General features: G+C 57.2%; 21 protein-coding genes. 19 read left to right on the top strand and 2 right to left on the bottom strand.

Going from position 1 to position 25,595, the window contains the following annotated elements:
- Window positions 1-6 precede the first annotated feature (6 nt).
- The 14 genes from KQI82_RS10415 to KQI82_RS10350 all read left to right on the top strand — a co-directional run bounded on the left by KQI82_RS10415 (window position 7) and on the right by KQI82_RS10350 (window position 14,991).
- Window positions 7-735 carry a hypothetical protein gene (locus KQI82_RS10415; protein WP_216632691.1) on the top strand — a complete coding sequence of 243 codons (729 nt, stop codon included), beginning with the start codon at window positions 7-9 and terminating at the stop codon, window positions 733-735.
- A gap of 15 nt (window positions 736-750) precedes the next feature.
- A complete protein-coding gene (locus KQI82_RS10410; protein WP_216632690.1) occupies window positions 751-2,148 on the top strand; it encodes an NAD(P)/FAD-dependent oxidoreductase in 1,398 nt (465 codons plus the stop codon).
- Between the two features lie 74 nt (window positions 2,149-2,222).
- On the top strand, window positions 2,223-3,230 hold the full coding sequence (locus KQI82_RS10405; protein WP_216632689.1) for a YeiH family protein: 1,008 nt from the start codon (window positions 2,223-2,225) through the stop codon (window positions 3,228-3,230).
- A 114-nt stretch (window positions 3,231-3,344) separates the two neighbouring features.
- The gene (locus tag KQI82_RS10400) at window positions 3,345-4,139 is read left to right on the top strand and encodes a helix-turn-helix domain-containing protein (protein ID WP_216632688.1); all 795 of its coding nucleotides are present in this window, start codon (window positions 3,345-3,347) and stop codon (window positions 4,137-4,139) included.
- Window positions 4,140-4,477: 338 nt separating this feature from the next.
- Window positions 4,478-7,123 (top strand): alanine--tRNA ligase, encoded by a 2,646-nt coding sequence (alaS, locus tag KQI82_RS10395; RefSeq protein ID WP_216632687.1) that lies wholly within the window; start codon window positions 4,478-4,480, stop codon window positions 7,121-7,123.
- A 3-nt stretch (window positions 7,124-7,126) separates the two neighbouring features.
- On the top strand, window positions 7,127-7,300 hold the full coding sequence (locus KQI82_RS10390; RefSeq protein ID WP_216632686.1) for a DUF4250 domain-containing protein: 174 nt from the start codon (window positions 7,127-7,129) through the stop codon (window positions 7,298-7,300).
- A gap of 34 nt (window positions 7,301-7,334) precedes the next feature.
- A complete protein-coding gene (locus KQI82_RS10385; RefSeq protein WP_216632685.1) occupies window positions 7,335-7,673 on the top strand; it encodes a histidine triad nucleotide-binding protein in 339 nt (112 codons plus the stop codon).
- A 116-nt stretch (window positions 7,674-7,789) separates the two neighbouring features.
- A complete protein-coding gene (locus tag KQI82_RS10380; RefSeq protein WP_216632684.1) occupies window positions 7,790-8,011 on the top strand; it encodes a helix-turn-helix domain-containing protein in 222 nt (73 codons plus the stop codon).
- On the top strand, window positions 8,008-10,227 hold the full coding sequence (locus KQI82_RS10375) for a DNA internalization-related competence protein ComEC/Rec2 (protein ID WP_216632683.1): 2,220 nt from the start codon (window positions 8,008-8,010) through the stop codon (window positions 10,225-10,227). The genes KQI82_RS10380 and KQI82_RS10375 overlap by 4 nt, the downstream gene beginning before the upstream one ends.
- 9 nt (window positions 10,228-10,236) lie before the next feature.
- Window positions 10,237-11,277 (top strand): DNA polymerase III subunit delta, encoded by a 1,041-nt coding sequence (holA, locus tag KQI82_RS10370; protein WP_216632682.1) that lies wholly within the window; start codon window positions 10,237-10,239, stop codon window positions 11,275-11,277.
- A complete protein-coding gene (locus KQI82_RS10365) occupies window positions 11,274-11,861 on the top strand; it encodes a ribonuclease M5 (RefSeq protein ID WP_216632681.1) in 588 nt (195 codons plus the stop codon). Before holA ends, KQI82_RS10365 begins: the two co-directional genes overlap by 4 nt.
- Before the next feature lie 132 nt (window positions 11,862-11,993).
- Window positions 11,994-12,239, top strand: a complete 246-nt coding sequence (locus tag KQI82_RS10360; protein ID WP_216632680.1) for a DUF6514 family protein — start codon at window positions 11,994-11,996, stop codon at window positions 12,237-12,239.
- Between the two features lie 104 nt (window positions 12,240-12,343).
- Window positions 12,344-14,032, top strand: a complete 1,689-nt coding sequence (locus tag KQI82_RS10355) for a glutamine--tRNA ligase/YqeY domain fusion protein (RefSeq protein ID WP_216632679.1) — start codon at window positions 12,344-12,346, stop codon at window positions 14,030-14,032.
- A 98-nt stretch (window positions 14,033-14,130) separates the two neighbouring features.
- Window positions 14,131-14,991, top strand: coding sequence for a patatin-like phospholipase family protein (locus tag KQI82_RS10350; protein WP_241426693.1), 861 nt, complete (start codon window positions 14,131-14,133; stop codon window positions 14,989-14,991).
- Window positions 14,992-15,034: 43 nt separating this feature from the next.
- Here KQI82_RS10350 and sigG read toward each other — a convergent pair whose 3' ends face one another.
- The gene (gene sigG / locus KQI82_RS10345) at window positions 15,035-15,805 is read right to left on the bottom strand and encodes an RNA polymerase sporulation sigma factor SigG (protein WP_216632677.1); all 771 of its coding nucleotides are present in this window, start codon (window positions 15,803-15,805) and stop codon (window positions 15,035-15,037) included.
- A 116-nt stretch (window positions 15,806-15,921) separates the two neighbouring features.
- Between sigG and KQI82_RS10340 the strand changes: the two genes are divergently transcribed.
- The 5 genes from KQI82_RS10340 to KQI82_RS10320 all read left to right on the top strand — a co-directional run bounded on the left by KQI82_RS10340 (window position 15,922) and on the right by KQI82_RS10320 (window position 23,850).
- Window positions 15,922-16,206 (top strand): YlmC/YmxH family sporulation protein, encoded by a 285-nt coding sequence (locus tag KQI82_RS10340; RefSeq protein ID WP_216632676.1) that lies wholly within the window; start codon window positions 15,922-15,924, stop codon window positions 16,204-16,206.
- Between the two features lie 209 nt (window positions 16,207-16,415).
- On the top strand, window positions 16,416-17,138 hold the full coding sequence (rpsB, locus tag KQI82_RS10335; protein WP_216632675.1) for a 30S ribosomal protein S2: 723 nt from the start codon (window positions 16,416-16,418) through the stop codon (window positions 17,136-17,138).
- A 46-nt stretch (window positions 17,139-17,184) separates the two neighbouring features.
- Window positions 17,185-18,096 carry a translation elongation factor Ts gene (gene tsf / locus KQI82_RS10330; protein ID WP_216632674.1) on the top strand — a complete coding sequence of 304 codons (912 nt, stop codon included), beginning with the start codon at window positions 17,185-17,187 and terminating at the stop codon, window positions 18,094-18,096.
- A 707-nt stretch (window positions 18,097-18,803) separates the two neighbouring features.
- The gene (locus KQI82_RS10325; RefSeq protein ID WP_216632673.1) at window positions 18,804-21,581 is read left to right on the top strand and encodes a PAS domain-containing hybrid sensor histidine kinase/response regulator; all 2,778 of its coding nucleotides are present in this window, start codon (window positions 18,804-18,806) and stop codon (window positions 21,579-21,581) included.
- A gap of 64 nt (window positions 21,582-21,645) precedes the next feature.
- Window positions 21,646-23,850: a diguanylate cyclase domain-containing protein gene (locus KQI82_RS10320; RefSeq protein WP_338148972.1), complete on the top strand. Its 2,205-nt coding sequence runs from the start codon at window positions 21,646-21,648 to the stop codon at window positions 23,848-23,850.
- A gap of 93 nt (window positions 23,851-23,943) precedes the next feature.
- Here KQI82_RS10320 and KQI82_RS10315 read toward each other — a convergent pair whose 3' ends face one another.
- Entirely contained in the window at window positions 23,944-25,389 is a 1,446-nt protein-coding gene (locus KQI82_RS10315) for a GntR family transcriptional regulator (RefSeq protein ID WP_241426692.1), read from the bottom strand.
- Between the last annotated feature and the right edge of the window lie 206 nt (window positions 25,390-25,595).

Raw genomic sequence — 25,595 nt, 5'->3', positions numbered from 1 at the left:
GGTACCATGCGCCTAAGGGAAGAACGTAAAAGAATATGCTTTCACTGCGCCAACATCTTTGAATCCGGGGAGACGGAGTGGATTTGCTGTCCGGAGTGCGGCCATCGTGTGTCCTCCCGCCGCTACCACCTCATTGTGGACCGGGCCAGAGAGGCGGTGGATTACGGCTATCAGTACCGCCTGAAGTATGAGGAGGATTTTGCCGCGGAGGGAGCGATCACCAGGCACTACGCGCTGACGCCGTTCGATGAGTTTCTCACCTTTGTGGCAGTGGCGGCGGCCAGTGGGATCGTGGGAAACCTTTCCACGGACCTGGTCAAACGGGCGGTGGGAAAAGTCCGGGAGGCCCTTCGCCGGGAGGAGAAGAGTGAGACCGGCGGAAAGCTGACGGCCCTTCTGGATGATCCGGAGAAGATGAAGCAGTTTATGGATTACATAGACGCCTACTTCACCTGCTTTGAAGAGATTGAACCCCATGTGCGGGCGGCAATCTATGAAGAGATGATCGTGGACCGGGTGTCTCCCACCATGATGGACCGGTTGATGAAGGCCTGCCCCAAACTGAAGGTGGAGCAGGCCCAGGAAAGCAGCCCCTTTACACAGGAGGAAATCTTTCGTATGATGATAGAAGCGCGCCGGGAGCTGTCCCGGCGCCCCGGACTGAAGCCCTCCCTCTTTGATGGGTTTTGGGAGGGTGTGGAGCCGGAGAGTGAGCAAAATCGGGATACCGAATGAACATAGGAGGACAATATGAACGCTGACATTGTCATTGTGGGAGCAGGCCCCGCCGGCATCTTTACCGCGCTGGAGATGATCAAAAAGGGCGCGAAGCAGAAGATTGTGATGGTGGAGAAGGGACAGAGCGTGGAGCGCCGCCACTGTCCCAAGGACAAGACCGGACACTGCATGAACTGCAAGCCTTACTGTCATATCACCACCGGGTTTTCCGGCGCAGGCGCCTTTTCCGACGGAAAGCTGTCGCTGAGCTATGAGGTAGGCGGCGACCTGCCCAATCTGATCGGACCGGACCTGGCTCAGGAAACCATCAACTATACCGACCAGATCTATCTGGAGTTTGGCGCGGACACTCATGTGGAGGGCATCGGCAGCACGGAGGAGGTCAAAGAAATCCGCAAGCGTGCCATCCAGGCGGGACTCAAGCTGGTGGACTGTCCGATCCGCCATCTGGGCACGGAAAAGGCACAGGGGCTCTATCTGGCCATTGAGAAGTTCCTTCAGGAAAAGGGAGTGGAGATGCTCTTCGGCTACGAGTGCAGCAACATCATCCTGGATGGGGACACCTGCAAGGGCGTTATTATCTCCAACCGGGATCAGGAGATGGAGATTTACGCAAAGCACACCATCGTGGCCACCGGCCGCCGTGGAGCCGACTGGCTGGAGAGCATCTGCGCGGAGCACAACATCGCCCACCAGCCCGGCACCGTGGACATCGGCGTCCGGGTGGAGGTACGCAATGAGGTGATGGAGACCGTCAACCGGGTGCTCTATGAGTCCAAGTTGGTGGGATACCCCAAGCCCTTTAAAAACAAGGTCCGCACCTTCTGCCAGAATCCGGGCGGATTCGTGGCCCAGGAGAACTACGACAACGACCTGGCCGTGGTCAACGGCCACAGCTACAAGGACCTCAAGTCCAACAACACCAACCTGGCCATCCTCTGTTCCCACAATTTTTCCCACCCCTTCAACCAGCCCATCTCCTACGCTCAGAAGGTGGGCGAGCTGACCAACATGTTGGGGGCGGGACATATCCTGGTGCAGCGCTTCGGCGACATTCTGGACGGTAAACGCACCTGGGAGAAGGAGCTGGCTCAGTCCAACGTCCGTCCCACGCTGCCCGACGCCGTGGCAGGCGACATTACCGCCGCGCTGCCCTACCGCTCCATGATGAACATTATCAACTTCATCCAGGCCGTAGACCACGTGGTGCCCGGCTTTGCCGCCACCGAGACGCTGCTCTACTCCCCGGAGCTGAAGTTTTACTCCAACCGGGTGAAGATGGACACGGATTTCAACACCAATGTGAAAGGGCTCCACTGCCTGGGGGATTCCTCCGGCTGGACCCGCGGACTGATGATGGCCTCCGTGATGGGCGTGCTGATGGGCCGCAGAATCGCGGAAGAAAGCTGATTGATATGGATGGAAAACAGGGCTGAACGCCCTGTTTTCCGTTGATTGGATGAGTACATAAAAGGGGAAGAGAAATGAACTTTATCAAAAAAAACGCCGCGGGTCTGTTGGTATGCCTTGTGATCGCCGTGCCGGCCTGGCTGTTGGGCAAACGGCTGGAAGTGGTGGGGGGTCCTGTGTTCGCCATTTTGATCGGCATGGTGGTGGCCCTCTTCTGGAAGGACCAGGGCAAGGCCAAATCCGGCATCACCTATACCTCCAAAAAGATTTTGCAGCTGGCGGTGATCCTGCTGGGCTTTGGCATGAACCTTGGGAACGTGCTGAAGGTGGGCGGGCAGTCCCTGCCCATCATCGTCTCCACCATTGCCACGTCTCTCATTGTCGCCTATATTCTGTTCCGCGTACTTCATATGGACGGCAATATCTCCACGTTGATCGGCGTGGGGTCCTCCATCTGCGGCGGCAGCGCCATTGCCGCCACCGCCCCGGTGATCGGGGCAGACGATGAGGAGATCGCCCAGGCCATCTCTGTGATTTTTCTGTTCAACGTCATCGCGGCGCTGATTTTCCCCACGCTGGGGGGTATGCTGGGCCTTTCCAACGAGGGGTTCGGCCTCTTTGCCGGCACGGCTGTGAACGACACCTCCTCCGTCACGGCGGCGGCCGCGGCCTGGGACGGCATCTATGGCAGCAACACACTGGATACCGCCGCCATTGTGAAGATGACCCGCACCCTGGCCATCATCCCCATTACGCTGGTGCTGGCCTTCCGGCGCACCCGTCAGGCCGGGCGGCGGGAGGGCGCCAAGGTGGATATCAGAAAGATATTTCCCTGGTTTGTTCTGCTCTTTCTGCTGGCCTCCATCGTCACCACGCTGCTGCCCATTCCGGCGGCTGTGGTGGGCTTCCTGAAAAACGCAAGCAAGTTTTTCATCGTGATGGCTATGGCGGCTATCGGATTGAACACGGACATAGTGAAGTTGGTGAAGACCGGCGGCAAGCCCATCTTCATGGGCTTTTGCTGCTGGGTGGCCATTGCCGGCGTTAGCCTTGGAGTCCAGCATCTGATGGGGGTCTGGTAAACCCTGCGCCGCAAGGGTTGCAACTGTGGGTTGACAAAGTTCCACCCGCCGCGTTCTTGCCTTTTTCTCAATTGAAAGATATGGTGGAGCCATCTTGAACAGTGGGAGGAACCAATGGAATTTTCAGAGAAACTGACCTTACAGAGAAAACGGAGGGGTCTGTCACAGGAGCAGATAGCGGACCGCCTGGGCGTTACCCGCCAGTCGGTGAGCAAGTGGGAGTCCGGTGCGGCCGTGCCGGAGTTGGGAAAGCTGATTGCCCTCTCGGAGCTTTTCGGCGTCAGTGTGGATTATTTGGTAAAAAATACCTGGGATGAGGAGCGCCCCCGTCAGGAAGGGGACAGGGAGGACGCGGCGGCCCAGACACGTATGGAGCGTCAGGTGGCTGAGCTTCACCGGATGTTTCGCGGCTACCGATACACCAGCGCCGCAAGGGTCTTCGGCCTGCCACTGGTGTCCATCCGGTTGTGCCGCAGGATGATGGGCCGGGACGACGTGGCCCGAGGCATCATCGCCATTGGGAACGCGGCGGTGGGCGTGGTGGCCATCGGTGCGTTTTCGGTGGGGCTCTTTGGCCTGGGCGCCTTCTCAGCGGGCCTTGCCGCCGTGGGAGCCCTTGCGGTGGGCGGAGTATCCTTTGGGGCGCTCTCGGTTGGCATCGTGGCCGTGGGCTCTTGCGCCGTGGGGGTTTGGACCTGCGGCGTTGCCTCCGCGGCAAAGGAGATCGCCGTTGGCGTTGCGGCCTTTGCGGAGACCGCGGTGGGGAAGGACGCCGAGGGCGCCCATGTGCTGCTCTGGGGAGACGGGCTGACAAAGGCCCAGGTGGAGGAGTTTCTGCTCCGGCATCATCCGGGGCTGTGGAAGCCCTTGGTGCACCTGCTGTCCTTCTTCGGCGCAAATATCCGGTAAACGGAAGAAAAGCGTTGACAATCCAATGAAAACGGGTATAATAATCAAGTAATCAGTCAAACGCAGTGAAAAAGTCAGCCGTGCGAACGAGGCCAAGCGAGAGGGGAATGGTGGGAGCCCCTTGCCCACGACGCACAGCAGCCGCTTTTGAGCAGTCCGCGAGGAGCGGAACGGCCTGTCCCCGTTACCGGACGCTTAAGACGTCCCGCTCCGGCGGGAATAATTAGGGTGGTACCGTGAAGCAGAGTCTTCGCCCCTATCATAGGGGCGGGGACTCTTTTGATTTGACAGAACCGCTGAACTGCGATTGAACTGGAAGATAACAGGAGGAAGAAACGATGTCACATCCCTACTATGGGCTCAATGAACTGCGGGAGATGTTTCTCAGCTACTTTGAAAGCAAGGGTCATCTCCGGCTGCCCAGCTTTTCTCTGATTCCCCACAACGACGCCAGCCTGCTGCTCATCAACTCCGGCATGGCGCCCATGAAGACCTGGTTTACACGGGAGGAGGAGCCGCCCTGCAACCGGGTATGCACCTGCCAGAAGTGCATCCGCACCGGCGACATTGAAAATATCGGCAAGACCGACCGCCACGGCACCTATTTTGAGATGTTAGGCAACTTCTCCTTCGGCGACTATTTTAAGAAGGAGGCGATTCCCTACTGCTGGGAGTTTCTTACCAAGGTGGTGGGACTGGAGGAGGACCGGCTGTACCCCTCCATCTACCTGGATGACGAAGAGGCGTTTGAAATCTGGAACAAGGACATCGGCATCCCGAAAGAGAGGATTTTCCGCTTTGGAAAAGAGGATAACTTCTGGGAGCACGGCGCCGGCCCCTGCGGCCCCTGTTCCGAGGTGTATTATGACCGGGGCCCGGAGCACGGCTGCGGCAAGCCGGGCTGCACCGTGGGCTGCGAGTGCGACCGCTATATCGAGGTCTGGAACAACGTGTTCTCCCAGTTCGTGGGCGACGGCGAGGGCCACTATGAGGAGATGGAGAACAAGAACATCGATACGGGCATGGGATTGGAGCGTCTGGCCTGCGTGGTGCAGAACGTGAACTCCCTCTTTGACGTGGACACGGTGATGAACATTACCAACAAGGTCAGCGAGATCACCGGCGCCCACTATGGCGAGAGCCACAGGACAGATGTGTCCCTCCGCGTGATCACCGACCACATCCGCTCCGCGGTAATGATGATCTGCGACGGCGTGCTGCCCTCCAACGAGGGCCGGGGCTATGTGCTGCGCCGCCTGCTGCGCCGCGCCGCCCGCCACGGGAAGCTTCTGGGCGTCGACCATGCCTTTTTGTATGATGTGGTGGACACCGTGGTTCATGAAAATGAATGCGCCTACCCGGACCTGCGGGAAAAGCAGGGCTATATCACCAAGGTGGTCCGCACCGAGGAGGAAAACTTTGCCAAAACCATCGACGGCGGCATGCGGATCTACGAGGAAATGCTTGCTGCCCACAAGGAGCAGGGGGAGAAGGTATTCTCCGGCGCCGACGCCTTCAAGCTGTATGATACTTTCGGCTTTCCCATCGACCTGACGGTGGAGATGGCGGAAGAAGAGGGCATGCAGGTGGATAAGTCCGCCTTTAACGCCCTGATGGAGGCCCAGCGCGTCCGCGCCCGGAAGGCCCGGGAAGCGTTGGGTGATCTGGCCTGGGCAGGTATCGACCTGGGGCTGGACACGACTCCCACGGAGTTCACCGGCTACGACCGCCTGGAGGGCACCGGCAAAATCCTGGCCATGGTGGCCGAGGGCGAGCTCCGGGAGGAGATGGTCAAGGGCGTGGAGGGCATGATCGTCCTGGACCGGACGCCTTTTTATGCAGAGATGGGCGGCCAGGTGGCCGACCACGGTGTTATACGCCTGGGCGGGGAAACCCTGTTCCGGGTCAGCAACGTGCAAAAAGACAAGGCGGGCAAGTTCCTCCACACGGGCGTGATGGAATTCGGCACGCTGAAGGTGGGCGACAGTGTGGAGTGCTCCATCGACGCGGAGCGCCGCAAGGCCGTCATGCGCGCCCACAGCGCTACCCATCTTCTGGACGCGGCGCTGAAAAAGGTGTTGGGCGACCACGTGCACCAGGCCGGTTCCCTGGTCGAGCCGGACCGGCTGCGCTTTGACTTCACCCACTTTGAGGCCATCACACCAGTGCAGCTGGCCGAGATCGACCGATTGGTCAACGACGCCATCCTTGAGGGGTACGACGTGGTGACGGAGGTGCTCCCCATTGAGGAGGCTAAGAAGAAGGGCGCCGTGGCCATGTTCGGCGAGAAGTACGGCGACACGGTCCGCGTGGTGGAGATGGGCGACTTTTCCATGGAGTTCTGCGGCGGCACCCACCTGAACAACACCGCCAAGGCCGGGCCCTTCCGCATCAAGTCCGAAGGGTCCGTGGCCTCCGGCGTGCGGCGCATCGAGGCCACTGTGGGCAAGCTCTCTCTGGAGGTGATGAACAAGAACCAGGAGATGCTGTTCCACGCGGCGGAGATTCTGAAGACCAATCCCGGTGAGCTGGCCGCCAAGGCGGAGCAGCAGATGTCAGAGATGAAGGAGCTGCGCCGCAGCCTGGATAAATTCAAGGTCGCCAACTGTCTGGGCGAGGCCCGCCAGTGCCTGATGTCGGCCAAATCCGTGGGAGGCATCAAAATCATCACCGCAAACCGCAGCGGCGCCGACGCTGACACACTGCGTCAGATGGGAGACTTTTTACGGGATAAGGAACCTGCCGCAGTGGGCGTGCTGGCCTCCGTCAACGGCGATAAGATCACCTTCCTGGCGGTTTGCGGCAAGGAGGCCGTGGCCAAGGGGATCAAGGCCGGAGAGCTGGTCAAGCATGTATGTGCGATCTGCGGCGGTAAGGGCGGCGGCAAGCCCGACAGTGCCATGGGCGGCGGCAGCGACCTTTTGAAGTTGGATGACGCTTTGGCACAGGTGGACGATTTCGTATCCGCCAAGTTGGGGCTGTAACGTATGGTTCCAAGAGACCCTGCCATTCTTTTGAGCTTTGTCAATGCCAAGCTGCGGGATTATTATGACAGCCTGGAGGAGCTCTGCGCCGCGCTGGACGCGGACCAGTCGTCCGTCACCGCTTCTCTTGCCGCCATCGATTATTACTATGATCCCGCCCGGAATCAATTTATCTGAAGCTTCCATCTCATCATAAAAGGAGGGAGTCCACATGTCCGATTGCTTGTTCTGCAAAATCGCCGCGGGGGAAATCCCAAGCGGCAAGGTGTACGAGGATGAGGTCTGCTATGCGTTCAACGACATCGCGCCTCAGGCGCCCACCCACTTCTTGGTGATCCCCAAGGCCCATATCGCCTCCGTGGCCGGTATCAGCGCGGAAAACAGCACCGTGGTGGCCCACATCTTTGAGGTGATCGCCAGGCTCACCGCGCAACTGGGCCTCAATAGCTACCGCGTGGTGTCCAACATCGGCGAGCAGGCGGGGCAGAGCGTGCCCCATCTGCACTTTCACGTGCTCAGCGGCCGCGATATGACCTGGCCTCCGGGCTAAGAGCGGAAAAAGAAATGGAGCGCAGGCTCCATTTCTTTTGCGTTGGAATGGCTCCGGATGGGCACAATAGCATGAAGAAAATGTTTCCGATTGGTAACATTTTATAGGTGATGCGTATGGAAATCAAACGGCTTCGGGATTTAAGGGAAGATCACGACAGAACGCAGCAGGAGCTGGCGGACTATCTGAATATGCACCGCAGCGTCTACCGGCGCTACGAGAGCGGAGAGCGGGAGACGCCGGTCTGGATCGTGGACAAGCTGGCTGACTACTATCAGGTCAGCACGGACTATCTTCTTGGGCGGACCGACGATCCCGCGCAGCCAAAACGGAAATGAGAAAGCTTGCCGCTTTTGGGTTTTCCTTTGCCGTGGGTGTGTTTGCGGTCCAGTATCTGCTGCCCGGCCGGTATGTGATGGCGGCGGGGCTCGGGGCGCTGGCGCTTGGTATCTCGGCCTCCTTTCTGCGCGGTTTCCGGCGGACACGGGTGATGCTGATTTTGATCGGCGTGGGGATTGGACTTGTCTACTCCTGGGGCTATGCCAAGGTGATTCAGGAACCTTATCTGCGTCAGGCGGAGACGCTGCGGCGCAATCTGACCATGGAGGTCTGCTCCTGGCCGGAACGCTCCACCTTCGGCGCAAAGGTGACGGTGCGGATAGGTCCTTTCGGCAAGGCGGTTTACTACGGGGATGAGAAACTGCTGTCGCTGTCTCCCGGTGATGCTGTAACCGGCGACGTCTATCTGACGGACGCCTCCAGCATCCGCGGAAACGAGCTTACGACCTTCACCTCCCGTGGAGTTTGGCTGCTGGCCTACAGCAGGGGAGAGGCTGTAGTGGAACCGGGCCGGGGTTCGGCCCGCTATCTTTCGCTGCATTTGAAAAAGAGGTTTCAGGATCAGATCGACCTGCTGTTCACAGGGGACAGCAGGTCCATGATGCGGGCGCTTCTCACCGGAGACCGCGGCGATATGCCCGAACACCTCTCCTCCGATCTGGAGGAGAGCGGACTCTACCATGTGACGGCGGTCTCCGGTATGCACTGCACGATTCTACTAAGTCTGGTGACGGCACTCACGGGGAAACACCGCCGCCGGCTGAAAGCGGCGGTGGGCATGGCCGTGCTGGTGCTCTACATGCTGATGGTGGGCTGTACGCCTTCGGTGGTACGCTCCGTGGTGATGAACGGATGCCTCCTTTCGGCGCCGCTGTTCCGGCGGGATGGGGACCCGCCCACATCGCTGGCCACGGCGCTTCTTGTGATCCTTTTGCAAAATCCCTTTGCCGCCGCCAGCATCAGCCTTCAGCTGAGCTTTTCCGCCGCGGCGGGAATCCTGTGGCTGACGCCTAAGCTTTGGCCCAAAGGCGAACACGGAGGGGTAATTCGGTTTATCGCGGGCAGCTTTGCCGTAACGGCCGGCGCCCTGGTCTTCACCATTCCGCTCTCCGCCTACTATTTTGACTTTTTCGTGGTGGTTGCGCCGCTCTCCAACCTGCTGTGCCTGGAGGCGGTGAGCGGCCAGTTCCTCTTCGGACTGATGGCCGTGCTTGTCAGCTATATTTGCCTCCCGCTGGGCCAGGCATTATCTTTCATTTCGGCGGGACTTGGCTGGTATGTATTGGACGCGGCCCGTCTGCTTTCGGCGATTCCCTACCATGCCCTCTACTTCTGCAGCGGATATCTCAAGTACTGGCTGGTCTACGCCTATGCCGCCTTCGGCATCTGCGCGGTGTCCGGGGCGCCCAGGCGCAGATACATCTTTGCCGCCGCCGGATGCGTGCTGACGCTGATTTTGACCGTCCATATGACGGAAGAGCAGATGACTGGCGGGAAGATGGACCTCTTTGTATTGGATGTGGGCCAGGGCCAAAGTGTGCTGATGGTCTCCCGGGGCCGGACCGCGCTGGTGGACTGCGGCTCCGGAAACACGTTCCGGGACGCGGGCGGAACGGCCGCCGATTACCTGAATACCATTGGGGAGCGCAAGTTGGACTATCTGGTGCTGTCCCACTACGACACGGACCACGCCAACGGAGTGGAAAGGCTCCTTGCCCGGGTGGACGTGGGGACGATGCTGGTGCCGGAGATTGAGAGTGAGTACGGTGAAGCGCTGCGGGAGCTTGCGCAAGAGCATGGCGTTCAGGTGGAAGGAATTACGGAGGAGCGGCGCTATGCCCTGGGCGAGGCGGAGCTTACGGTTTATCCGCCGGTGGGAAGCGGGAGCAGCAACGAAGAGGGATTGACGGCGCTGTGCTCCTGCGGGGAGTTTGACTTGCTGGCCACCGGCGATATGGACAGCGCAACAGAGCGCAAGCTGATCGAATCGGTCCCTCTTCCGGATGTGGAGGTCCTTCTGGCCGGGCACCATGGCTCACGGCACTCCACCTCCACGGAACTCCTGAAGGCGGTCATGCCGGAGGCGGCCGTCATCAGCGCAGGAGAAAACAGCTACGGCCACCCGTCCAAGGAGGCGCTGCGGCGTCTGGTGTTAGAGGATGTGGAAGTCTTTCGGACAGACCTTCAGGGAACCATACATATATCGGTAAATTGAGGAGAGCATATGGCAGTCAAAAAGAGCGACAGCTATCAAAAGCTGAAAAATGACCTGAACGCGGGAACTCTTGGCCAGGTCTACGTATTTCACGGGGAGGAGACCTATCTCCGGGAGTATTACCTGGGCGAGGTCAGGAAGAAACTGGTCCCCGCCGGGTTTGAGGAGTTCAATTACCACCGCCTGGATGGAAAGGCCCTGAGCATCCAATCCCTGGCGGAGGCGGTGGAGGCGCTGCCCATGCTGTCGGAACGGACGCTGGTGGTGGTGACGGACTGCGACCTCTTCAAATTGGGAGAGGACCAGCGGGGAAAGCTCATCGAGCTGCTGAGCGATTTTCCCCCATACTGCTGTCTAATATTTGTCTACGACCTGATTTTTTATAAGCCCAACAAGGTGATGAAAAAACTCTGCAAGGCCATGGAGGAGCATGTCCAGGTGGTGGAGTTTCCCGCCCAGGGCACCGGTGATCTGCTGAACTGGATCGGAAGGCGATTCAAAGCCCTGGGGAAGGAGATCGACAAGCAGGCCGCCGAGCATCTGATTTTTACCTGCGGCGGGCTGATGACCGGCCTTGTGCCGGAGATCGAGAAGATCGGCGCCTACGCCCGGGGAAAGCAGGTCACCATAGCGGACATCAACGCCGTGGCGGACCCGGTGCTGGACGCCCGGGTGTTCGACATTACCAACGCCATCACCGCCAATCAGTACGACCGGGCCGCCGTCATCCTTGGAGATCTTTTGAAAGAGCAGGAGGAGCCTATCCTGATCCTTGCGGCCATTGGAAAGGAAATCCGCAAAATCTACACGGCCCGCATCGCCCTGGACAATGGGAAGGATAAATACTGGCTGATGGAGTTGTGGGGCATGCGCTCCGACTATCCAGCCAGGCTATTGATGAACGTGGCGGGGAAGACCACCGCCGCCTGGTGCGACGACGCGGTGAAGATGTGCCAGAAGTTGGACAGGCGGATGAAGAGCGAAAAGGGCATCGACAGCGAGGGGGAGCTGAAGCTCCTTTTGACGCGTCTGGGGACAAAGCGGGCATGAAACCAAAGATCAGAGAAGTGATCGTGGTGGAGGGCCGCTACGATAAAAATGCCCTCAGCCAGGTGGTGGATGCCGTCATTTTGGAAACCGGGGGATTTTCGGTGTTCAACGACCGGGAGAAGCTGGTCTTCCTGCGCCGCCTGGCCCAAAACCGCGGGCTTATACTCCTTACCGACAGCGACGGCGCGGGGTTTGTCATCCGCAACTATCTCAAAGGCGCGCTGCCCCGGGACCGGGTGAAGCAGGCCTACATCCCGGATGTCCCCGGTAAGGAGCGCCGCAAGCGCCGGGGCGGAAAAGAGGGCAAGCTTGGCGTAGAGGGCATGGCGCCTCAGGTGCTGTTGGACGCCCTGCGCCGCTCCGGAGCCACCTTTGAAGAGGGCGGGGAGGAGCCGAAAGGGCCGCCGATCACCAAGGCAGACCTCTATGCGGCGGGCCTTACGGGCGGGCCGGACAGCCGGGAAAAACGGCTGGAGCTCTTGAGGCGGCTGGAGCTGCCGGAACATCTGACAACCAACGGCTTACTGGAGGCGCTGAACCTGCTGATGAGCCGGGAGGAATTTTTGCGTCCGCATGGGCTTTAAACGCTCACTGAATAAATTTGCAGAAAAAACGCCAAATTTCGACAGAGTTTCTCTTGACGGGGCTGGTACAATTTGAGTGGATACAGGGTATCATACAGTGTACAAAAGGTCGGAAGAAAGGAGCGTTTTTTTATGCGCGATCAGCTGATCGGATGTATACCGCTTGACGGAACGCAGCTGGAGTACTATCTGCTGGTGGAGGAGACGGAGCGGGAAACGGAGCACTATGGCGTCAGAATCGAGTGGGAGGGCGGAGACTGTGCCGCCATCGGAAATATCACCGCATCCCAAAGCAGGATTGAAGAGCTGCTCTCGCTGCTCCAGGCGGGTGCCGTTACGCCGGCCACGCTGTGGGACGTGGTGGAGGATTGGCTGTAAATGGCTGTAAATCGCAAATCCGCTTTTTCCTTGATTTTTGAGGCTGGTGTCTGTATAATAAACTTTATGTTTTACCGCAGAAATGGAGAAAGGATGAACAAGACATGGCCGAGGAAATCAAAATGACAGACGCGCCGGAAAGCAAGAACTTTATTCAGGCTTTTATTGAAGAGGATATTGCGGAGGGCGGCCAGTTCCAAGGCATGACGGTTCACACCCGCTTCCCGCCGGAGCCCAACGGCTATCTGCACATCGGGCACTGCAAGGCGCTGACCATCGATTTCGGCATGGCCGAAAAGTTCGGCGGCATGTGCAACCTGCGCTTTGACGACACCAACCCCGCCAAAGAGGACAACGAGTATGTGGAGGCCATTCAGGAGGATATCCACTGGCTGGGCTTTGACTGGGGCAACCGCATGTTCTACGGCTCGGATTACTTTGAAAAGACCTATGAGCTGGCTGTGGGCCTGATTAAAAAGGGACTGGCCTATGTGTGTGAACTCTCCCCCGAGGAGTTCAAGGCCATGCGGGGTGACATCGGCGTGAGCGCCCAGTCTCCCTACCGGGACCGCCCCATTGAGGAGAGCCTTGACCTTTTTGAAAGGATGAAAAACGGGGAGTTTCCAGAGGGGTCCAAGACGCTGCGGGCAAAGATCGACCTTGCCTCCGGCAACTTCAACATGCGCGACCCGGTGCTCTACCGCATCCGCTATATTGAACACCACCGCCAGGGCACCAAATGGTGCATTTTCCCCATGTATGATTTTGCCCATCCCATCCAGGACGCGCTGGAGGGGATCACCCACTCCCTGTGCTCTTTGGAGTATGAGGCCCACAGGCCGCTCTATAACTGGGTGATCGAGCACACCGACGTGCCCTCCCATCCCCGGCAGATCGAGTTTGCCCGTCTGGGGATCAACCACACGGTCATGAGCAAGCGCAAGCTGCGCCTGCTGGTGGAGGAGGGCTACGTCAGCGGCTGGGACGACCCCCGCATGCCCACGCTGTGCGGATTGCGCCGCCGTGGCTATACGCCCCGCTCCATCCGGAACTTCTGCGAGCGCATCGGCGTCGCCAAAGCCGACTCCACGGTGGAGTACGCATTTTTGGATCACTGCCTGCGGGAGGATCTGAACGAGACCGCAAAGCGCACCATGGCGGTGCTGCGGCCCATCCGCCTGACCGTGGTCAACTACCCCGAAGGCCGGTCCGAGACCTTTGCGGTGGAGAATAACCCGGTGGACGAATCCGCCGGGACCCGGGAGATTACCTTCTCCCGCAACCTCTTTATTGAGGCCGACGACTTCCTTGAGACGCCGGTGCCCAAGTACAAGCGCCTCTATCCTGGCAACGAGGTGCGGCTGAAGGGCGCGTATCTGGTCACCTGCACGGGCTGCGTCAAGGATGAGAACGGCAATGTAACCGAGGTGCTCTGCGAGTACGATCCCGACAGCCGCGGCGGAGACCCCGCCGATGGGCGCAAGGTGAAAGGCGCCACCGTCCACTGGGTGGACGCGGCCACCGCCCTGGATGCGGAGGTGCGCCTCTACGACAACCTTTTCACCGACCCCGACCCCGACGGGGCGGACAAGAACTTCCTGGACTATATCAATCCCCAGTCTTTGGAGGTGCTTCAGGGCTGCAAGGTGGAGGCCAATATGGCGGAGGCGGCTGTACCGGCCAGCTTTCAGTTTATGCGTCAGGGCTATTTCTGCCTGGACAACAAGGACTCTGAGCCCGGCCGCCTGGTCTTCAACCGCAGTGTGTCCTTAAAGGACAGCTTTAAGAAATAACATGCAGGCAGGCGTGCATGCACGCCTGCCTGATCGTTTCCTGTGAATCGGCTGCGGTTCAGGAAATTACGGATGATTCCATACCAAGGAGAGACGGTTTGAACGAAAATTCAGCATTGATTTTGGAGGGAGGCTCCCTGCGCTGCCAGTTTACCGCGGGCGTCCTTGACGTGTTTATGGAGAAGGGGATTCTCTTCCCTTGTGTGGCCGGAGTTTCCGCCGGCGCTTTGTGCGGGATCAATTACCTGTCCGGGCAGATCGGCCGCACGGCAAAGATCAACCTGGAATTTGCCAACGATAAGCGCTATATGGGGCTGGGCAACCTGGTCAGGCGGCATTCGGTCTTCAACTTTGACTTTTTGTTCGGCGAAGTGTCGGACACGTTGGTGCCCCTGGACCGAAAGGCCTTTGAAGAGTCCGCGCAGCGCTTTGCGGCTGTCTCCACCGATGTGCGGACAGGGGAGATGGCGGTCCATGAAAAGGGCGTCAGTGAGGACATCCTGCTGGCCGCCCGCGCCTCCGCCAGCCTGCCGCTGCTGGCCCCAATCGTGGAGGTGGATGGAAAGCGCTGCCTGGACGGCGGCGTTGCCATGCCCATCCCGGTGGAGTGGGCGCTTCAGGAGGGGTACGAAAAAATCGTCCTTGTGCTGACCCGGCAGAAGGGATACCGGAAAAGGCCGGTGCGGCGGGCAGCCAGGATGGCCTATGAGCGGATGTACCGGGACTACCCCATGCTGCTCTGGCGGCTGAACCAGGTGCCGGTTCACTACAATGAGCTCCAGGTGAAGATCAATCGGCTGGAGCGCGCCGGAAGGGTTTTCGTCATCCGGCCAAGAGACCCGGTGATGGTGTCCCGGGTGGAGCGGGATACGGAGAAGCTGAAGGCTCTTTATGAGATCGGCAGGGAGAGCGCCCTGCGGCGCATGGATGAGATGAAGGCTTATCTGGACCGACCATGAAAGGATGGAAAAAGCCGGCCGGCAACAATACCGGCCGGCCGCTTCAAAGGCTTTTTTTAATGGTGTTGATGGCGTTTTTTTCCAGCCTCGAAACCTGGGCCTGGGAAATACCCACCTCGCTGGAGACCTCCATCTGGGTTTTCCCTTCATAAAAGCGGAGGGAGAGGATGTGCTTTTCCCGCTCACCCAACTGCTTCATGGCCTCCTTCAGCGCAATCTGTTCAATCCAGGACTCGTCCGTGTTCCGGGTGTCGCTGACCTGGTCCATGACGCAGATGGTGTCTCCTCCGTCGGAGTAGATTGGCTCATAGAGGGAGACCGGGTCCACGATGGCGTCCATGGCAAAGACCACCTCTTCCCGAGGGATGCCCAACTCTTTGGCGATCTGCTCCACAGTAGGCTCTTTCTGTGTCTGGGCAATCAGCTTGTCCTTTGCCTGAAGGACCCGGTAGGCGGTGTCCCGCATGCTGCGGGACACCCGGATGGCGCTGTTGTCCCTGAGATACCGGCGGATTTCTCCGATGATCATGGGAACGCCGTAGGTGGAGAAGCGGACGGGCTGTGTGATATCAAAATTGTCGATGGCTTTAATGAGCCCCACACATCCCACCTGAAACAGATCATCCACATTTTCGCCCCGGCTCAGAAATTTCTGAATCACGGACAGGACGAGTCGGAGGTTGCCTGCGATCAGCTCCTCCCGGGCCGCTTTGTCTCCCTGCTTGGTACGCCGTAAAAGCTCCATGGTCTCATCATTTTTCAACACCTTCAGCTTGGAAGTGTTGACGCCGCAGATTTCGACTTTACCCTGCATCAAAGCGCCTCCCGCAATCTCTAAACTGTACGCTTCAGTATTGCCTTGGCGGCGTGGAATTATACGGCATAGGACATCCGCATCCGCGCATAGGATCAGAACTGAGGTGAGAGAAGATGCAGTGCAGGATTCGTGATTTGCGGTGCAAAGAAGTCATCAATATCTGTGACGGCTGCCGTCTTGGCTGTGTGGCGGACGTGGATGTCAAGGTGCCGGAGGGACAGGTGGTGGCGATTGTGGTCTACGGGCCCTGCCGGTTCTTCGGACTGTTCGGAAGGGGAGAGGAGTACTATATCCCCTGGGACTGTATCCAGAGGATTGGGGACGACATCATCCTGATCGACAAGCCCTTCCAGCGCCGCGATCCGTCCATGGAGCGGAAGAGGAGAAGACGCTTTTGACAAAAAGCTCGGAAAGCCGGTGGATTTCCCCGGTTTTCTGAGCTTTTTTCTGGGTGTTTTTTGAAAAAGTCCTTGCAAATCCGGGTATACTATGGTATTATATTTCAGCATTCCGCACAGCCTCCGACTCTCTGTCTGTGCCAAATTGGTTGGCAGGGAGGATGAAGGGGCTGGAGGTAAAACTAAATTGATATTGGAGGAACACTCAAATGGCAAACGTCGTATCCATGAAAGCCCTGCTGGAAGCAGGCGTCCACTTCGGTCATCAGACCCGCCGCTGGAACCCCAAGATGGCTCCTTATATTTACACGGAGCGCAACGGCATCTATATCGTTGACCTTCAGAAGACCGTGAAGAAGCTGGAAGAGGCCTATAACTTTGTCCGCCAGCTCTCCGAAAACGGCGACACGTTGCTGTTCGTCGGCACCAAGAAGCAGGCGCAGGAAGCCATCCGCGAAGAGGCCACCCGCTGCGGTCAGTTCTATGTCAACGCCCGCTGGCTGGGCGGCATGATGACCAACTTCAAGACCATGCGCACCCGTGTGGACCGCCTCAATCAGCTCAAGACCATGCAGGAGGACGGCACCTTTGATATGCTGCCCAAGAAGGAAGTCATGAAGCATCTGGGCGAGATCGAGAAGTTAGAGAAGTATCTGGGCGGCGTCAAGGAGATGAGAAAGCTGCCCGGCGCGCTGTTCATCGTGGATACCCGCAAGGAGCGCAACGCCATCGCCGAGGCCCATAAGTTGGGTATTCCCGTCGTAGCCATTGCGGATACCAACTGCGATCCCGATGAGATCGACTATGTGATTCCCGGCAACGACGATGCCATCCGCGCCATCAAGCTGATCGCCTCCGTCATGGCCAACGCCGTGGTTGAGGGCAAGCAGGGCGAGGAGACCGCTGAGGCTGCCGCCGAAAAGGCTGAGTAAAGTTTTCAGGAACTCCCTGTTACACTAAATTTTGGAGGAATACAAGATGGCTTTTACCGCTGCAGATGTAAAGAACCTGCGTGAGATGACCGGCGTTGGCATGATGGACTGCAAAAAGGCCCTGACTGCTTCCGAGGGTGATATTGAGAAGGCAGTTGAGTGGCTCCGCGAAAAGGGTATGGCCGCCTCTGCCAAGAAGGCCGGCCGCATTGCTGCGGAGGGCATGTCCTATGCCGCCGTGATCGACGGCGTGGGCATTGTGGTCGAGGTTAACGCCGAGACCGACTTTGTGGCCAAGAACGAGAAGTTCGTGGAGTTTGTCAAGGGTGTGGCCGCTACCGTGGCCAAGCAGAACCCCGCTGACTTGGACGCTCTGATGGAGTGCAAATATGAGGGCACCGACTTGACCGTCACCCAGCAGCAGCAGGAGATGGTCCTTGTGATCGGTGAAAACATCAAGGTCCGTCGCTTTGCCCGCTATGCCGACGGTGTCTCCGTTCCCTATGTCCATGCCGGCGGCAAGATCGGCGTGCTGGTGAACCTGAGCGTGGAGGGCGGCATCGACGCCACCGAGATCGGCAAGGATGTCGCTATGCAGATTGCCGCGCTGAATCCCCGTTTCTGGGACAAGTCCCAGGTCACCCAGGATGTGCTGGATGAGGAAAAGAAGATCATGATGGTCCAGATGGAGAACGACCCGAAGATGGCTTCCAAGCCTGAGCAGGTCAGAGAGAAGATCGTCATGGGCAAGCTGAACAAGTTCTATGCTGAGAACTGCCTGCTGCAGCAGGAGTTCGTCAAGGACAACACCACCAGTGTGGAGAAGTATATGGCCTCTGCTGCCAAGGCCCTGGGCGGAGGCGTATCCTTCAAGGATGCGGTCCGGTTTGAAACCGGCGAGGGTATCGAGAAGAAGGAAGAGAACTTTGCCGCTGAGATCGCTTCTTTAGTAAAGTAACATTTGCTGTTTCGTTCCCCATTGAAACGGACACAATGTCCCGCATAAATCGACTCAAGAGAGTCCGAGGTAATTCGTTTACCTCGGGCTCTTTTTTTCTCGATTTGTGGCCTGCACTGGCCTTTTTAGAGTTCTGGGGCAATTTTTTTTCTTCTTTGCTCATCCTGTTCGTTCGTTTTTTGAGGTCTGTTTTGAAGGGACAAAAGGACGATTTGAAATGGGATGATGACATTTGCTGTTATCGTGCGCTGAATAATGGTCCAATCGTCCGTAATTTTGTCCCATTTTTAAGGATTTCCGGAAGGGAGATCAAGGGAAAAAGGGCAAAATAAGCGGCGGTGGCCACTGAACACTTAACAAATAAAAGAACCAGAAGATACAATTCGTATCTTCTGGTTCTTTTATATTTTTTACAAGATTGCTATTACGCTTTCGCGGCAATTGCGGAAAAGGAAGTCATAGCATGTAAGACATTTGCTACCGCAAGATGCTTATCCCTGCTGCCAGCCGCTGGCAGCAGGGATAAGCCGCCTCACCACCTTTTCATAAAATGCCGCATCTTTCAGCAAACTGTTGCTATTTTTACGTGGATTTGCTATACTTTGAAATATATATGAATGTGAACAATACAGGGCTTTCAGAAGCTCTTCGAACATCCGGGGATTAAAAACAATTTTGATAAATCCTATAGAATGGGCGGTTAAATCATGGAAAACAAGCGCGGGGCAAAGTGGAGCGGGGCAAAAACAAGCGTCAGGTGTCCGGAAGCGCTGGACATGCTGAAGACGGGAATGCTCTGCTGCCTGCTGGACGATGAACTGACCTTCCGGTGGGGAAATTCCAGCTTTTTCAGCAGCATTGGATATTCCAGGGCAGACTTCCACAGCCGCTTTCACAGCCTGCGGCAATATTATGCGGAGCTTCCCGACGAGTTTATATTGCTCCGACAGAACGTATTACAGGCTGAGAGAAATGGCGGCGGCCTTGAGATGATTCTCCGCCTGCCCTCCGGGGAGGGGGGCTTTTCCTGGATAAAGCTCTATGGAACCATTGCGGATGACCCTGTCCTGGACACTCCGGTGCTGCGGATGGAACTGGCGGGCGTGGATGGTTTGGCGGCTGAAAAAGAGGGGCAGGAGCGGCTTTATCAACAGAAACTGCACTATTTTCACTGGATGCTGGACTCCTATGAGGGCAATGTCTATATCAGCGATATGGACACCTACGAGCTGCTGTATGTCAATCAGCATTCCTGTGATGTTTTGGGCGCACCGGCGGTGAAGCTGGTGGGCAAAAAGTGTTACGAGGTGATCCAGGGAAGGAACTCTCCCTGTCCTTTTTGTACCAACGATAAATTGACTGAAGAAAGCTTCTATGAGTGGGAGTTCCAGAATCCGGTCCTTGAGCGGACGTTCCGAATTAAAAACCGAATCATCAACTGGGAGGGCCACCGGGCGCGCCTGGAGCTGTCCCACGATATGTACAGCACGGAATATAAACTGGCCAAAAAGGACCAGGAGCGGGACGCGCTGATCCGCAGTGTCCCCGGTGGATTGGTCCGGGTGGACGGACGGGATATGCGCACCGTCCTCTGGTACAGCGGAGGCTTTCTGGAGCTGATTGGATACACTAAAGAGCAATTTGAAAAGGAACTTCATTCGCAATGCACCTATGTGCATCAGGATGATATGGACCGCACCGCCAGCATCATGGAGCAGTCCCGGGAGACCGGGGAATCCTCAATGGTGGAGGGCCGCGTCGTCACCCGCGACGGAACTGTTAAAATTCTGATGATGACCTACAGCTATGTCAGTGGTGAGGACAGCTGGGACGGGATTCCCTCCTATTACAGCGTGGGCGTCGACGTGACGGCGGAGCGCACGGAGCAGGCCCGGCAGAGGCAGGCGCTGGAGGACGCGTACAAGGCGGCCCAGATCGCCAACGACGCCAAGACCAACTTCCTCTCCTCCATGTCCCACGACATCCGCACCCCCATGAACGCCATCATCGGCATGGCGGTCATCGCCCAGGCCAACTTGCGGTCCCCGGAAAAGATACAGGACTGCCTGAATAAAATCAACGTTTCCAGCCGGCATCTTTTAAGCCTCATCAACGAGGTGCTGGACATGTCCAAGATTGAAAGCGGGAAAATCGACCTGATTTCTGCGAACGTCTCTCTGCCGGAACTGATTGAGGATGTCATGGACGTCTTCCGGCCGCTGGCGGCGCAAAAGCATCAGGAGCTGCAGATCAATGCCGACCATGTGCGGCACGAGACTGTGGTGACGGATCAGAGCCGTCTGCAGCAGGTTTTGGTGAACCTGCTCTCCAATGCCGTCAAATACACCCCTGATGGCGGTTCTATTGGGCTTCGGGTCCGGGAGGTGCCGTCCTTTGCGAAGGGCAGGGGGCAGTATGAGTTCATCGTCACCGACAACGGGATCGGGATGTCCGATGCGTTCATCCCTCATATTTTTGAGCCTTTCTCCCGGGCGGAAGAGTCCAGAATCAATCAAATACAGGGGACTGGACTGGGTATGGCGATCACCCAGAATATCGTGCGCATGATGAACGGCACCATTGAGGTCAAGAGCACCCTTGGAGAGGGGAGTCAGTTTATCGTCGCCGTCGCCTTTGACCTTTGTGAGGAGGCGGAGGAGAACGACAGCGAACTGTCGGGCCTTCCGGTGCTGGTGGTGGACGACGACCGGATTGTCTGCGAAAGCGCGGCCGAAATCCTGGACGAGTTAGGCATGCGGGGCAGCTGGGTGCTCTCAGGGCAAGAAGCGGTGCGCCGCGTTGTGGATGCCCACGAGGCGAAAGAAGATTTCTTTTCTGTGATTCTGGACTGGAAGATGCCCGAAATGGATGGGCTGGAAACACTCAGGGCAATTCGAAGGGAATTGGGCATGGATGTGCCCGTCATTGTGATTTCGGCCTATGATTGCTCCGAGATCGAGGAGGAGTTCCGGCTGGCAGGGGCGGACGCCTTTATCACGAAACCGCTCTTCAAGTCCAAGATCGCCCATACCTTCCACCAGTTCTGCCAGAGTGGCCGTTCTGAGGCCGCCGCGCTCCCCGCTGAGCAAGCGCCCTTCCGGTTGGAGGGCAAACGGATTCTGATCGTGGAGGACAACCAGCTCAACCGGGAAATTGCGGCGGAACTGCTGAAAATGCAGGGCTTTTTGATCGAAGAGGCTGCGAACGGCCAGATTTCGGTGGAGAAGTTTGAATCTTCCGCTCCCGGTACATACGACTGTATCCTGATGGATATTCAGATGCCGGTGATGGATGGGCTTCAGGCTGCCGAGGCAATCCGGGCGCTGAGGCGGAAGGACGCCAAAACCGTCCCCATCCTTGCCCTGACGGCAAACGCCTTTGCCTCGGATGTCGGAAAGTCCCACAGCGCCGGTATGAACGACCACGTGGCAAAGCCCATTGAATTGGACCGGCTTATGGAGACGCTGCAAAGATGGATCAGATAATTCCTTGATAGCATAGAGCGATTCGGGCGGAGAGTCCGGATGCGGAATTGTGAGGGGATTCAACGTGCAAAGACTGTTGAAGGGACTTAGTGCGGAGGGAGAGGCTCTTCTCGATCTCATTCCCGGGGGAGTCATGCAGTGCAGGAATGACGGAGGATTTACCATCGTTGGAGTCAACGAGGGGTTTCTTGGCATGTTCGGATTTACGAAGGAAGAGATGGCCGAACAGTTTCAGAACCAGTTCCTCACAATGATCCACCCGTCGGACCGGCAGAATTTCCTGATAGAAGTCGACAGACAGCTCATTAAGGGCGACCGGCTTTCCCTGAGTTACCGGGTACTGTGCAGGGACGGCAGCTACAAGTGGACCGCCAGCAGCGCAAAGCTGTTTGGAAACGATGAGGAGGAGCGGTTTTTCTGCATCTTTCTGGATCTCACCGAGGTGCGGGACGCGCAGGAAAAGCTGCGGTTGTCCCTGGAGCACCTGGAGATCATCATGAGCCAGTCCTCGGATATCATTTTTGAATGGGACCTCTCCGCGGACACCATATCGTTTTCCCCCAATTGGCTGGATAAGTTCGGATATCCGCCGAATTACGACAGCCGCCTGCCGAAGGAGAGGATTTTCCGCAATTTCCACCTGGATGACGTGGATCCCATGGCCGAGTTTATGCAAGAGGCCAGAGAGGGGAGGTCCAATGCGGTCGTCGACGTCCGTATCCGAAATTCAAAGGACCAATATCTCTGGTGCCGGATTCGCTCAGCCACCCAGTTCAGCGAGGACAACAAGCCCCTTCGCGCTGTGGGAACGATATCCGACATCGACGAGGAAAAACGGATGGTGGAGGATTTGCGCAGGCGGGCGGAACTGGACACGCTGACCGGGCTTTATAACCATGCCGAAACGGAGAGAAGGTCTGAACTGTACCTCTCCGGCGGGCCGGATACAATCTGCGCCATGTTTATCATCGACGTGGACAATTTCAAGATGGTGAACGATGGGCAGGGGCATCTCTTTGGCGACGCGGTATTGGCTGAACTGGCGGCGGGCATGAAAAGGCTGACGCGCAAGAGCGATGTGATCGGAAGGATCGGCGGGGATGAATTCGCCATGCTCCTGAAGGACCTACCGTCCTCTCAAATTGCCGAGGACAAGGCGCGGAAGCTTCTTGAGATGTTTCGTCATCTCTTTCAGGGGGAGAAGCGGCCTGTTGCGGTGAGCTGCAGCATCGGCCTTGCAATCTATCCCTGGGACGGCGCCGATTACCAGTCCCTGTATCATTGCGCGGACCTGGCGCTGTACCAGGCAAAAAGCCGGGGAAAGAACCAGTTTGCCCGCTTTGACGCGAAAAGCATGGGGACGGTGGACCGCATTGGCTATTCCGCCCTTGGAGCGGCCATCGACTCTGACCAGAATACAGGCGAGCGGGGCGGCAATCTGGTCAATTATGTGTTCCAAATCCTGTATGATGCCGATGACATCGACACCGCCGTGGAGGCGATCCTTGAAATCGTGGGCAGGCGCTTCGATGTGAGCCGGGCCTATGTGTTCGAGAACAGCGCCGGCGGAAAATATACCGACAATACCTATGAATGGTGCAATGAGGGAGTCACGCCCCAAAAGGAATTTTTGCAGAATTACCCTTACGAAAATGTAAAGGGATATAAGGAGCTCTTTAAGGACAACTCCATTTTTTACTGCCGGGATGTCCATTCACTCACGCCTGCCCAAGCCGCGCTTTTTGAAAGCCAGGGTGTGTGCTCCACGCTCCAGTGCGCGCTGTACAACGGAAAGGAATTCCGCGGATTTATCGGGTTTGATGAGTGTACGGGCCTGAGGATGTGGAATAAAGAGGAAATTGGCATACTATCACTGGTCGCCCAATTGCTTACAACATTCCTTCTGAAAAAGCGCGAGGCGGACCGGAACCAGCAGATCATGATCCAGCTCAACACCATACTGGACAAACAGGACGCCTACATCTACGCCATCCGGAAAGATACCTATGAGCTGCTGTACCTCAATGAAAAAACCCTTCGGCTCGATCCCATGGCCAGGGTGGGAATGACGTGCCACCGGGCATTTTTTGGCCGGAACTCCCCCTGCGGGACATGTCCCCTGTCCGGAGCCACGGAGGTCTACAACCCCCAGTACGATGTCTGGACCAGGGTGCAGTTTTCCCCCATGAAATGGGTCGACAGCGACGCGTATCTGATAAACTGCGTCGATATCACGGACTATAAGCGGCTGCAGGGGCCCGAAAAGTGAGTGCCTCCATGAGAGAGCCAATGAAAATCAGAAGGCGGGAGATAATGCATCTCCTGCCTTCTGAGCGGCGCTCCGCCGATTTCCACATCCAATTCAACTTTCACTTACATCCGGGATCAGAAGCTTCTCCGCCCCGGGAATATTGAGCTGCCACAGGAACTCAACAGTTGTGCGAAGTTCATAGAGGGCAAGCCGTTCCAGATGGGCCGAGAACTGTGGAAAATCCATGTTCTCCAGAGCCTGGATCAGGTCATCAAGATAGGGGTCGTAGACTTGGTTGATGGTTTCCTGACTCCCTTTCATCCCACGGAACGCATAGCCCCAGAAGAACTGGCGCAGCAGTTCCGAATAGACGGTCCGGATGGCCCGGTGGGGAGCGCATTTTGCGATCAAATCCAGTATGTAATAGGATAGGGTCTCGCCGCGCCGCCAATCCCTGTTCTCCTTCAGCTGTCCGTACAGCCTTTGAACGGAGCCGGCATCCAGGGCGGAGAGCGTGGTTAGAGAGACCTCTTTGCAGGAGATGGCCAGGAGCTGAAGGCTTTCCGCCATATCCAAAAGCCTGCGCCGAAGGACCGGTTTTGAAAAATCGCTGTTATCTGTAGCTTTATCCAGCGGCAGGACCCGTGTACCCACATATTTGGCGGACTTCACCGCCCCGACACTGGAGAGCAGGTCAAGCGCCCTGCGGACTGTACTGACGGAAACGCCTCTTTGCCGGGCAAGCTCCTCCTGGGAGGGAAGCAGGCTCCCGGCGGGATAGATCCCCCGGCTGATGGAGAGCAGAATGTCCATGGCAATGGTGTAGCACAGCTGCTGGCTTTTTTTATAGGAACTCCAGATGAAAGGTGTTTCCGCCTCCGGAGGCGGAAAGGTGATTCTGGACTCATAAAACCAGGCAAGGGCTGAGGGAATCTGCTTGATGGAGCGGTCCACCGCGGAGCGCAGCCCGGACCAGTCCTTCTTGCGGCACAGGGCCAGAAGAGTCTGCAGGTAATCGGCAGATGGATCAAAGTAGCGCTGATTGTCTTCTATACAGAAAAAAGGATCATATAAAAACATAAACATCTGCCAGACAAGATGCATGAGGAGAGAATTCCCAAGGGCGCAGTACTTTTGATTGAGGTGACTGAGCATTGCGAAAGGAGCCGCCGTTTTCTCCTCCCTGAAAAGGCGCTCCATCGCCTCAAGCGTCTGTGGGGAGGCGTATTTCAATCCCAGCCACTGCGCATTGCCCAAAAGCGGCCCAAGGGAGTTCCCCAAATCCATCATGGCGTCTTTTCGCGTGGAGAAAAAGGTCTGGATAAACCGCTCCGTCTCCTTGTCGTCATACGCTGCTTTTACTGTGGCGCCCGCATTTTTTACCAGGGAAATATACCCCTTCTCCTTGAGCTTCAGATAAGCGGCACGGGCCGTATCAATCGATACGCACAAACGCTCGCTGGTTTCCTCTATAATGGGGAGCTTTTCTCCGCAGCGATATGCGCCAAATTGTATCTGGGTCAGCAAGGCGCTGTAGACCGCCTTGCGCAGTTCCATACTGTTTTCCAAAGCCGGCTCCTCCATTTTCTATAAATTCGAACTGCAATGGAGACAGTATATCATTTTTTTCCCCTGTTTTCCACAATCCCTTTTGATTTTTGGCCAGTGGTTGCTATTTTTGCCGCCGCTTGTTATACTGAAATAAATGTGTATATGAACAATTGAGAGTCTCTCGTTCCAGCCGCGGGATTCGGCTTTTTCAA

It is taken from the genome of Dysosmobacter acutus (assembly GCF_018919205.1).
Classification (GTDB): Bacteria; Bacillota; Clostridia; order Oscillospirales; family Oscillospiraceae; genus Oscillibacter; species Oscillibacter acutus.
The sequence above is the reverse complement of the archived record's forward strand: the minus strand, read 5'-3'. Positions and strand labels throughout refer to the sequence as shown.

Bases quoted from the DNA above. Each gene is read 5' to 3' on its own strand.
- KQI82_RS10380 (WP_216632684.1), top strand. From the start codon at position 7,790: ATGGAAATCAAACGGCTTCGGGATTTAAGGGAAGATCACGACAGAACG.
- KQI82_RS10390 (WP_216632686.1), top strand. From the start codon at position 7,127: ATGGTTCCAAGAGACCCTGCCATTCTTTTGAGCTTTGTCAATGCCAAG.
- tsf (WP_216632674.1), top strand. From the start codon at position 17,185: ATGGCTTTTACCGCTGCAGATGTAAAGAACCTGCGTGAGATGACCGGC.
- KQI82_RS10405 (WP_216632689.1), top strand. From the start codon at position 2,223: ATGAACTTTATCAAAAAAAACGCCGCGGGTCTGTTGGTATGCCTTGTG.
- sigG (WP_216632677.1), bottom strand. From the start codon at position 15,805: ATGCAGGGTAAAGTCGAAATCTGCGGCGTCAACACTTCCAAGCTGAAG.
- holA (WP_216632682.1), top strand. From the start codon at position 10,237: ATGGCAGTCAAAAAGAGCGACAGCTATCAAAAGCTGAAAAATGACCTG.
- rpsB (WP_216632675.1), top strand. From the start codon at position 16,416: ATGGCAAACGTCGTATCCATGAAAGCCCTGCTGGAAGCAGGCGTCCAC.
- KQI82_RS10355 (WP_216632679.1), top strand. From the start codon at position 12,344: ATGGCCGAGGAAATCAAAATGACAGACGCGCCGGAAAGCAAGAACTTT.
- KQI82_RS10325 (WP_216632673.1), top strand. From the start codon at position 18,804: ATGGAAAACAAGCGCGGGGCAAAGTGGAGCGGGGCAAAAACAAGCGTC.
- KQI82_RS10360 (WP_216632680.1), top strand. From the start codon at position 11,994: ATGCGCGATCAGCTGATCGGATGTATACCGCTTGACGGAACGCAGCTG.
- KQI82_RS10415 (WP_216632691.1), top strand. From the start codon at position 7: ATGCGCCTAAGGGAAGAACGTAAAAGAATATGCTTTCACTGCGCCAAC.
- KQI82_RS10375 (WP_216632683.1), top strand. From the start codon at position 8,008: ATGAGAAAGCTTGCCGCTTTTGGGTTTTCCTTTGCCGTGGGTGTGTTT.
- KQI82_RS10365 (WP_216632681.1), top strand. From the start codon at position 11,274: ATGAAACCAAAGATCAGAGAAGTGATCGTGGTGGAGGGCCGCTACGAT.
- KQI82_RS10340 (WP_216632676.1), top strand. From the start codon at position 15,922: ATGCAGTGCAGGATTCGTGATTTGCGGTGCAAAGAAGTCATCAATATC.
- alaS (WP_216632687.1), top strand. From the start codon at position 4,478: ATGTCACATCCCTACTATGGGCTCAATGAACTGCGGGAGATGTTTCTC.
- KQI82_RS10315 (WP_241426692.1), bottom strand. From the start codon at position 25,389: ATGGAACTGCGCAAGGCGGTCTACAGCGCCTTGCTGACCCAGATACAA.
- KQI82_RS10400 (WP_216632688.1), top strand. From the start codon at position 3,345: ATGGAATTTTCAGAGAAACTGACCTTACAGAGAAAACGGAGGGGTCTG.
- KQI82_RS10385 (WP_216632685.1), top strand. From the start codon at position 7,335: ATGTCCGATTGCTTGTTCTGCAAAATCGCCGCGGGGGAAATCCCAAGC.
- KQI82_RS10410 (WP_216632690.1), top strand. From the start codon at position 751: ATGAACGCTGACATTGTCATTGTGGGAGCAGGCCCCGCCGGCATCTTT.